This is a genomic window from Shewanella sp. SG44-6, assembly GCF_014164185.1.
Classification (GTDB): domain Bacteria; phylum Pseudomonadota; class Gammaproteobacteria; order Enterobacterales; family Shewanellaceae; genus Shewanella; species Shewanella vesiculosa.
The window spans coordinates 1-9337 of the sequence record NZ_JACJER010000155.1 but is presented as its reverse complement, the minus strand read 5'-3'; the positions used below and the strand labels follow the sequence as shown (position 1 = coordinate 9337).

General features: G+C 42.5%; 7 protein-coding genes and 1 pseudogene. 7 read left to right on the top strand and 1 reads right to left on the bottom strand.

Going from position 1 to position 9337, the window contains the following annotated elements; all coding sequences use genetic code 11:
* The 7 genes and pseudogenes from H5185_RS19340 to H5185_RS19310 all read left to right on the top strand — a co-directional run.
* Positions 1-464 (top strand): annotated as a pseudogene (locus H5185_RS19340) (PepSY domain-containing protein); the annotation flags it as partial.
* On the top strand, positions 464-1189 hold the full coding sequence (locus H5185_RS19335) for a hypothetical protein (protein ID WP_182742908.1): 726 nt from the start codon (positions 464-466) through the stop codon (positions 1187-1189). The pseudogene H5185_RS19340 and the gene H5185_RS19335, both read left to right, overlap by 1 nt.
* Before the next feature lie 182 nt (positions 1190-1371).
* A complete protein-coding gene (locus H5185_RS19330) occupies positions 1372-1806 on the top strand; it encodes a hypothetical protein (protein WP_182742907.1) in 435 nt (144 codons plus the stop codon).
* Between the two features lie 105 nt (positions 1807-1911).
* Entirely contained in the window at positions 1912-2247 is a 336-nt protein-coding gene (locus H5185_RS19325; RefSeq protein WP_220494501.1) for a heavy metal-binding domain-containing protein, read from the top strand.
* A 95-nt stretch (positions 2248-2342) separates the two neighbouring features.
* Positions 2343-3857, top strand: a complete 1515-nt coding sequence (locus H5185_RS19320; protein WP_182742906.1) for an efflux RND transporter periplasmic adaptor subunit — start codon at positions 2343-2345, stop codon at positions 3855-3857.
* Positions 3858-3869: 12 nt separating this feature from the next.
* Complete coding sequence (locus H5185_RS19315) at positions 3870-7004, top strand: efflux RND transporter permease subunit (RefSeq protein ID WP_182697689.1); 3135 nt, start codon at positions 3870-3872, stop codon at positions 7002-7004.
* An 810-nt stretch (positions 7005-7814) separates the two neighbouring features.
* Positions 7815-8186, top strand: a complete 372-nt coding sequence (locus H5185_RS19310; RefSeq protein WP_182742905.1) for a hypothetical protein — start codon at positions 7815-7817, stop codon at positions 8184-8186.
* Between the two features lie 154 nt (positions 8187-8340).
* On the opposite strand, the gene H5185_RS19305 is transcribed toward H5185_RS19310, so the two are convergent.
* Positions 8341-8739 (bottom strand): hypothetical protein, encoded by a 399-nt coding sequence (locus H5185_RS19305; protein ID WP_182742904.1) that lies wholly within the window; start codon positions 8737-8739, stop codon positions 8341-8343.
* Between the last annotated feature and the right edge of the window lie 598 nt (positions 8740-9337).

Genomic DNA, 9337 nt, shown 5'->3' with positions numbered 1-9337 from the left:
AGCAGCTAATGCTAAATGCCCAGACAGGGGAACGTTTATCGCCACTTAATCAAACAACAGCCATTGCATTAGCCCAATATTATTACCTTGGTAATGAGCCGATTACCGACGTGAGTTTACTGACCGATAATCCGCCTTTTGAACTTAGTGCTCGCCACTTACCTGCGTGGCGAATTAATTTCGACCACTTTTCCGCACCATCAATTTATATCTCTGCTGACAGCGGATTAGTAGTAGCAAAGCGCCATGCATTTTGGCGTTTATTCGACTGGATGTTTCGCTTTCATGTGATGGATTATGGCGATGCTGAAGAAATCGATAATCAATTATTATTCTGGATAGCACTGATCTCAACTTTAGCTGCCGTTAGCGGGTTAACCTTGACGTATTTCAGGGTATTACGTCGTACTAAAAACAAACGCAAGCCTATGTTGAGTAAGCGTAAACACAGTGGGGTGGCCTAATGCTTTGGGTCAGAAAACTGCATAAATGGGCATCTGTCATTGTAGGGATCCAGTTACTGCTATGGTTAATCAGCGGCCTGTATTTTAATCTCATGGATAACAATAAAGCCCAAGGTCTTACCCACCTTAACGATACTCACGCTGACGTGGTAATAGAAACTCATCGTTTGCTTGAACCTAGCACTATTTTGGCCACATTTAAGCCTAGTGTGTCACTGAACCTCATGACTTTATTAGGTAAGCCTTACTACTTATTAACCCATGAAAAAGGCTTATACAATAATCTTAACCATGACTACACCTTAGTTGATGCGTATGACGGTAACCCAGTCGTAATTGATACCACAATGGCACAACAGCTGGCCAAAGCGTCCTACTCTGGAGAGGCCGAAATCAGTTCAACTCGCTTACTCACCCCACCATTAGACGACTTTCCAAAACAGCACAATGACACTTGGCAGATAAACTTTGCCGATAACATTACCACCAGCGTATATATTGAAGCGCAGTCGGGTCGACTCGTCGGCCACAGTGATGAACATACACGTTTAGCCGATATATTTTTTATGCTGCACTTTATGGATTACACCAATCAAGGCAGTTTTAATAACATCCCTATTATGATGTTTGCATTTATCACTTTATGGTTAACCTTCAGTGGATTAATTTGGGTGATTGATATGCTCAAGCGCAACAGGTATCGGCTCAAACTAAAAGGTAAATAATGCCGTTTTAAACCTAAGTGGACCCTAAATTAATGAAATGGAATGTGTATCACACGATAATGGTCATAAAAGCGTTATCATCATTTTCAGATTAATGAATATAATGTGTTATTACTTGAAAGATGTTTACTGAAGTAAAGGTCTGTTAAGCTAACCCCATAAAACGACTTGGTTAAGGCTAAATGAGAGCAAAGCAGTCAAACTATTGGATCATCATAATCACTTTGTTCGCACTTGTCGGACAGGGGTTACTGACTAATGACAGTTTGATGGTGCCAATGGCCCATGCAGAAATGGCTCAAAAAATGTCCGCTAACACAACCAATACCACAACAACGATGACGCACGGGGCAATGAAGAATTGCCATGATATGCCAAGTGCTGTCAATAATGTGGATGAATCCATTGCTGCATCGTTACCGCAAACCAGCTGTTGTAATGGTTCAGGTGTTTGTAGTCCGGATTGTAACCACTGTTTGACTATTTCGTTTACCGCTAACCTAATTGATATGCCATTGGCGATGCTTAATATTCCGGTCTATCCTGCACCGCTTGCGATGGTTGTTAACCGTGTATCAATCGCTTTCCCTCCTGCGTTCCGCCCTCCTATCGCTTAATTCAATTGATCATTCTTGTGCGTTGAGCACAGTCAATACTATTGTTTTTTAGCGTTTATCATCATGACGATCGTCAGTATTATCATGATGAATATCGAGGTTATTATGAAAAAGTTACCATTTTTTAGCGTGCTATTAAGCGCATTCGTTGGTGTCATCATCCCAGCAGTTCTCACATCACCTGTTGCTTATGGCGCAGAGCACGATCATACCCAGCATCAGTCGCAAGCCAGTCAAACCTATACTTGCCCGATGCACCCTGAAGTGATCAGCGATAAAGAGGGACGCTGTCCCATCTGCAATATGTTCCTCGTCGTCAAAGAGGAGCAAGCTGAGTCCAGCGCTGGCGACACTCATCCAATGACAAACATGCAGCATCCAATGACAAACATGCAAAACGCTATCCCAGTAGAACAAAGCATAGCAAACAAGTTTAATTGATTATCCTTGTGCATTGCGTACGTTCAATATAATTGTTTTTAGTGTTTCTCATCATGACGATCGTCAGTATCGTCATGATGAATATCGAGGTTGTTATGAAGAAATTACCACTTTCTAGTGTGCTACTAGGCGCGTTTGTTGGGGTAATAATCCCTATTACTATGACATCACCTGTCGTTTATGGCGCAGAGCACGATCATGCCCAGCATCAGGTACAAGCTGGTAAAACCTATACTTGCCCGATGCACCCTGAAGTGATCAGTGTTAAAGAGGGAACCTGTCCCATTTGTAATATGTTTCTCGTCGTCAAAGAGGAGGAAGAAGAATCCACAGTTGACGACACTCAAGCGCCAATGGCAAACATGCAAAGTGCTGCTTCTGTAGAAAAAAGCCAAGCAGATAAGGTGTTTAGTCAACCTGAACCCGCATTAGTAACTAAATTAATGCCGACAGCCAATCAAAGCGATAGCACCAATGTAAAATATGTCTGTCCTATGCATCCACATGTGATATCCGATGCACCTGGAACTTGCCCTATCTGTGGTATGAACCTTGAAAAAGTGACCGTGACAGACCCAAGCCAAGAAATTGTGGTCGGTGTATCTGGCGGCATGCAGCAGGCATTAGGCATGCGAAGTCATGTCGTTGAAAGAACGAGCTTATCTCGCCAAGTGAACACCATAGGCACAGTAGAATATAACCAGAATGCGATTGGCCATGTGCATACACGCGCAACCGGATGGATAGAAACGCTAACGGTAAATAACGTGGGACAACAAATAAAAAAGGGCCAACTTTTATATGAACTGTACTCGCCCGAACTGGTCAATGCCCAAGACGACTATTCCCAAGCACAAGACTACCTTAAACAAGATACAAAACGGGGCAGTAGTTTATTACGCAAAGCACGCAAACGCTTAGAACTACTCGGTGTCGATAGCTCTGTAATCAAGCACTTAGAAAAAACCGGTGAAACCATTTTTAAAGTACCTTTTTATGCTCCGCAAGATGGCTTTATCAGTAAATTAACCGTTCGCGATGGTATGTACATTCAGCCAGGTGATACCTTGTTTGAAATCGTTAATTTAGACAGCGTATGGGTGATTGCAGATGTGTTTGAAAACGAACAAAATTGGTTACAACAAGGTCATAAAGTCACTGTGAGTGCCGCGGCGCAAGGACTGTTTGATATCGACTCAACCATTGACTACATCTACCCCGAATTAGACCCAGTCACCCGCGCAATGCGAGTGCGGATCAAACTGAATAATCATCACGACAAGCTTAGGCCCGGTAGCTTAGTGGATGTGACCTTATATGGTTTGCCTAAAAATAACGTGCTCACTGTACCAACTGAGGCGCTGATTCTTACCGGACGTGAGAACCGTATTGTGGTGCAGCGCAGTGATACCAGCTTTGCTTCGGTGCCAGTCAAAATTGGTATGATGGCAGACGGTAGAGCCGAAATTTTAGAGGGACTGAATGAACATGACAAAGTGGTTATTTCAGGGCAGTTCTTATTGGACTCAGAAGCCAGTATTCAAGGCAGTTTACAGCGTTTAAGTAATGCGCCAATAAATGCCACTGCGACAGATGCTCACCAGCACTAAAGGAGCACAACAATGTTAGCAAAAATTATCAGTGCTTCAATAAAACAACGCGTTATGGTGTTGGTACTCACGGCCGTTATCGCCTTAGTGGGTTATCAAGCGATGCGCATGACACCACTCGATGCGCTTCCCGACTTATCCGATGTGCAAGTGATTGTTAAAACATCATACCCAGGCCAAGCACCGCAATTGGTTGAAGATCAAATCACCTATCCATTGTCATCGGCCATGCTTGCCGTGCCCGGTGCTAAAACGGTGCGTGGGTTTTCAATGTTTGGCGATTCATTTGTGTACGTCATTTTTGAAGACGGCACCGACATTTATTGGGCACGTTCACGGGTATTAGAATACTTGTCTCAAACCCAAGATCAACTGCCCGCGGGCGTTACGCCAAGCATTGGGCCAGATGCTTCTGGTGTAGGTTGGATTTTTCAATACGCCTTAGTCGATCGCAACGGACAATATGATTTAGCTCAATTACGTTCATTACAAGATTGGTTTTTAAAGCTTGAATTACAAAGTGTTGCAGGAGTATCTGAAGTTGCTACCGTCGGTGGTATGGAACAAACTTATCAAGTGGTCGTCGACCCGCATAAGCTAGCTTTGTATCAAATCGACTTAATGACCATTAAAAATGCCTTAGATAATTCCAATAGCTCGACTGGCGGCTCGGTGATTGAAATGGCCGAAGCAGAATATATGATCACCTCAAGTGGTTATCGCCAGACCATTGCTGACTTTGCTGAAATTCCCTTAGGTATTTTGTCCGAAACCGGCACGCCGGTATTAATGAAAGATGTCGCGCAATTAAGAACCGGCCCGGCAGCGCGCCGTGGCATTGCAGAACTTGATGGTAAAGGCGAAGTCGTCGGCGGCATTGTCGTAATGCGCTATGGTGAAAATGCCCTTGAAACCATTAATAATGTGAAGAAAAAACTCGAGCAAATCAGTAATGGACTACCTGATGGTGTCGAGTTAGTCACCACTTATGACCGCTCAGACTTAATCTTGCGCTCAGTCGATAACCTTACCCATAAAGTGCTTGAAGAAATGCTCGTAGTTGGGCTTATTTGCCTACTGTTTTTACTGCATGCCCGCTCAACCTTAGTGGCGATTATCACCTTACCTATTTCAATTTTAGTCAGCTTTATCGCCATGAATATTATTGGAGTCAATGCCAACATTATGAGCTTAGGCGGCATTGCCATTGCCATTGGTGCTGTGGTTGATGCCTCTATTGTGATGGTCGAAAATACTCATAAACATTTAGAACATTATCGTCAAAAACACGGTAAAGCTCCTGAGGGAGAAGATCACTGGCAACTGGTAAAAGAAGCCTCAATTGAGGTCGGCCCAGCACTGTTCTTCAGCTTATTGATCATTACATTAAGCTTTACTCCAGTCTTTGCCCTTGAAGCGCAAGAAGGACGTTTATTCCATCCACTGGCCTTTACTAAAACCTTTGCTATGGCCGCATCTGCAATCTTAGCAATCACCTTAATTCCGGTATTAATGGGCTATTTTGTCCGCGGAAAAATCCCTGATGAGCGTAAAAACCCTATTAGTCGGGTATTGATTGCTATCTATCAGCCATTACTAAAATGGGTACTGAACTTCCCTAAAATCACCATTGGATTGGCGATTATTGTGCTATTCAGTGCTTACTACCCATTAAGCCAGATGGGATCAGAATTTATGCCCACCTTGGAAGAAGGTGATCTGCTCTATATGCCAACCACATTGCCCAGTGTCAGCGCGGGTAAAGCGGCAGAAATATTGCAGCAAACCGACCGACTAATAAAAACCGTTCCCGAAGTCAAACGGGTATTTGGCAAAGTGGGCCGCGCCATTACCGCAACGGATCCTGCACCGCTAACCATGCTCGAAACCACTATTATGCTCAAACCCACAGCAGAATGGCGTGATGGCGTAACCTTAGAAAGCATTATTGCAGAACTGCAAAAAACCGTGCGTATTCCAGGGATGACTAATGCTTGGGTGCAACCGATTAAGACTCGTATCGATATGTTATCTACTGGGGTGAGAACACCTGTTGGCATAAAGATATCGGGGTCGAATGTCGAAGAACTGCAACGTATTGGCGCTGAAATAGAAGCGGTAGTAAACCAATTACCTGGCACAGTGTCAGCATTTTCACAGCGCAGTAGCGGTGGGCGATATATTGATATTACCCCAGATCTTAAAAATGCTGCACGCTATGGCATGACCTTAAAAGATATCCAAGATGTAGTGCAAATGGCTATTGGTGGCATGACCATTGGTGAGTCAATTCAAGGCCAAGAACGCTATCCCATCAATATACGTTACCCGCGAGAGTTACGAGATAATATCGAGAAACTCAAAAACTTACCTGTGCTGACTAAAACAGGGAAATACTTACCATTAAGCTATTTAGCTGATCTCAACATCAGTGATGGTGCCCCCATGTTAGCCAGTGAAAATGGCCGCCTGATCTCATGGGTGTTTGTCGATCTCAAAGACATTTCGATTGGTGAATATATCGTTGCGGCTGAAAAGGCACTTAAGCAACAAATTACTCTGCCTCCGCGCTACAACTATAGCTTTGCGGGGCAATACGAGTACATGCAGCGGGTTGATGCTAAGATGAAAATGGTGATCCCATTAATGATTGCGGTGATTTTTATGCTGCTAATGATGACATTTAATTCGGTCATACAAGCATCGGTGATCATGCTAAGTTTGCCTTTTTCATTGGTAGGTAGTGCATGGCTACTTTATGGGCTGGATTTTAACTTTTCCGTTGCGGTATCGGTCGGTATGATTGCCCTCGCTGGGGTTGCTGCCGAGTTTGGCGTAGTAATGCAGGTATACCTTAATAATAGTATTAAGGCCTATAAACAAGCCGGCAACTACCACAGTAGAGCGGATTTAACTGCCGCATTAGTTGAGGGCGCAGTAATGCGAATTCGCCCTAAAGCCATGACAGTCGCCACCATATTTTTTGGTTTACTGCCAATTATGTGGGGTAGCGGTACTGGCAATGAAGTCATGCAAAAAATTGCCGCACCTATGGTCGGCGGTATGGTGACTGCGCCGCTATTATCGCTATTTGTTATCCCCGCAATTTATTTGCTGATATATGGTCGTAAGTTACCTAAGCAATAGCGGAAACGCTAACGCAAAATAGATATAGACTACAAATATTTACAGCAGAAATATTTACGAAAAACAACAATCCCCAAGTCATCTTATGGCTTGGGGATTGTTGTATAAGCCTTGCTTTGGTGAAGTTAAATTCGGCTTAATCGATTATTAACTCAGACAAAGACGGTGTAAATTAGGCAGGTTTAGGCTTTAACGTAACCGGTTGAGGCCTTTTTTACCTTAGAGTAAAAGATGTCTATGGATTTAGTTGAGCAGCACAAAGTCCTCAAGTTCAGAGTTTACTTATCCATTTCTACGCCAAGAAAACTAACTTATTTGTGGCCCATTATTGGCTGGTAGTTAAACTTTCGTCCGAATAATGCCCAACCTATTTCATATCTACTAGTTTGTTTTAAATCGTTAATTCAATGTTATTAATTACCTGCCGCAGGCTTTAGTGCAGATAATCCAGTGAGACGCCGCAAGCACATCCTTGTGGGCTCAACCAAAACATCCGTATTTGGGATACTCCCTAGCTTATCTACACCTGAATTTTATCTCTTCGATTCAACTTAATTGATGGCTATGGAAAAGTGCTATACAAGAACATGAGTTAACTTATTTCTGGACAAAAGTGGATTTAAGATAGACCTACGATCACTAACGCTTAAGATCGCAAGGTTCCACACTGCACGGGCCAAATACTTTGTCATTCCGGCAATGTTTTTGAGCCGGAATCCAGCTTTGTTTTTTATATCTTGTACTTATGGCCTTCGGCCTACGGCCGCTAACGTCGTGGCGCTTCGCCCACACCAGACCAAGAGGAAACCAATGGCTGTTCCCTCTTTACTCTTTATAAAAGAATTAGCCCAGCTGCCCGCAACATTTTCGCTTTTTACAAAACAACAGCTGCGAAAAGTCGCCATGGGGGGCAGATTTAACTTTGACCTACATTTGCAGACTGCTTCGGTCCATCTTGCAATAAAGAGTGAAAATGCTATCGCTTCCGATGGTACATCTGATGTGAATGGATTCACGAATGTCGTAATGGCAGGATGCCAAGGAACGACCTGTACCACGAAAGCTAGCGGGCCAGCTCACGCACTCTTTTATAAAAAAGGCTTCAACGGCCTCAAGTTCAAAGCTGAATTTAGGCTTTTTCAATCAAGGAATCTAAATCATTTATGGACAAAAATGAGCTAGAACCAAACTCTAAAAATGACGACTAGTGTTAGGAAAAGTATGGGAATCGAATATTCGATAACGCCGCCAGCAACTGCCGGAGTGAATTGGCTGCTTTTTTGCGTTTTTTTGCAAAAAAGAAGACAGTTTACGGAGGTCAGATTGGCTGGCCTTGTTAGCACTTGATTTGCGTAACATCTTGATTACCATAGTGTGTTAGTTCTAGGGTTTTTCCTTGAGAAAAGGCAAGTGCTGCAATAACCTCGCTTTCTGTTGAGGAATATACAATTGACTCAAGCTTGGAACCAACAATACCATCCATTTCATTTAAATTTAAAATAGTGGTACAACAATCAAAATTACCGTTTACAGGTTCGAATGCCACATTCTCATCACTCCTCCAAAACACCGTATTACCATCAAAATACAAACGGTACCAAGTACCATTAAATTTCAAATATACGACATTCGCAGGATCGGTAATTTGAAAATCCTCTTGTATCTGGCTAAGAATAAAACCTTCGCATTCACTTCCGATTATATTCGGTTCTTCGCCGTTAATGGTATATGACATATCTTTGGTTCTATAGTGTGCTAACAGCGTATTAACGAGAATTCCGATAAACATCCTGAGAAGCTCACCAAAACACAACATCCAAATGGCTTTAATTATTAATGATTTTAGTAACTTATCAGCTTAAATAATCCAAATCAATCACCTTTTAGTCTAGGCAAAAGCGAGAATTTAGATAATCGAGAATAATACAAACTCGTTATGCAGAGCAGATATGTTAACAAAAATCAGCTAATTCAATTAGATAGAATTATCCTTTAGGTAAAACCGAGAATTTTCGCAATTACATAACGAGAAACAACACTGTTGTTTTAACACAAATGAATTATAACTGTATAAAAAAACAGTGCACTGTCGCAAAGATTTTATGATGTTAATCGTAGATAAATTTATATCAAAATAGTGCTTTCATAAACTAGCGATAACTATGTTCGAGCAAAGTTTAAATTGGATGTTCTCTAACAAGCTTTGGGGCGTGCGACGTGAGGTCGTATGAAGCGCTGTTCACCGCTTTTGAGTGAACCATCTGTATCACCAGATGAACCTAGGGCTCTGAATAAAGTAGCGAGCCTAACAATGTAACGAAGATTGGTCATGG

Excerpts from the sequence above, each read along its gene's own strand:
- H5185_RS19335 (WP_182742908.1), top strand. The coding sequence starts at position 464 with ATGCTTTGGGTCAGAAAACTGCATAAATGGGCATCTGTCATTGTAGGG.
- H5185_RS19330 (WP_182742907.1), top strand. The coding sequence starts at position 1,372 with ATGAGAGCAAAGCAGTCAAACTATTGGATCATCATAATCACTTTGTTC.
- H5185_RS19325 (WP_220494501.1), top strand. The coding sequence starts at position 1,912 with ATGAAAAAGTTACCATTTTTTAGCGTGCTATTAAGCGCATTCGTTGGT.
- H5185_RS19320 (WP_182742906.1), top strand. The coding sequence starts at position 2,343 with ATGAAGAAATTACCACTTTCTAGTGTGCTACTAGGCGCGTTTGTTGGG.
- H5185_RS19315 (WP_182697689.1), top strand. The coding sequence starts at position 3,870 with ATGTTAGCAAAAATTATCAGTGCTTCAATAAAACAACGCGTTATGGTG.
- H5185_RS19310 (WP_182742905.1), top strand. The coding sequence starts at position 7,815 with ATGGCTGTTCCCTCTTTACTCTTTATAAAAGAATTAGCCCAGCTGCCC.
- H5185_RS19305 (WP_182742904.1), bottom strand. The coding sequence starts at position 8,739 with ATGTCATATACCATTAACGGCGAAGAACCGAATATAATCGGAAGTGAA.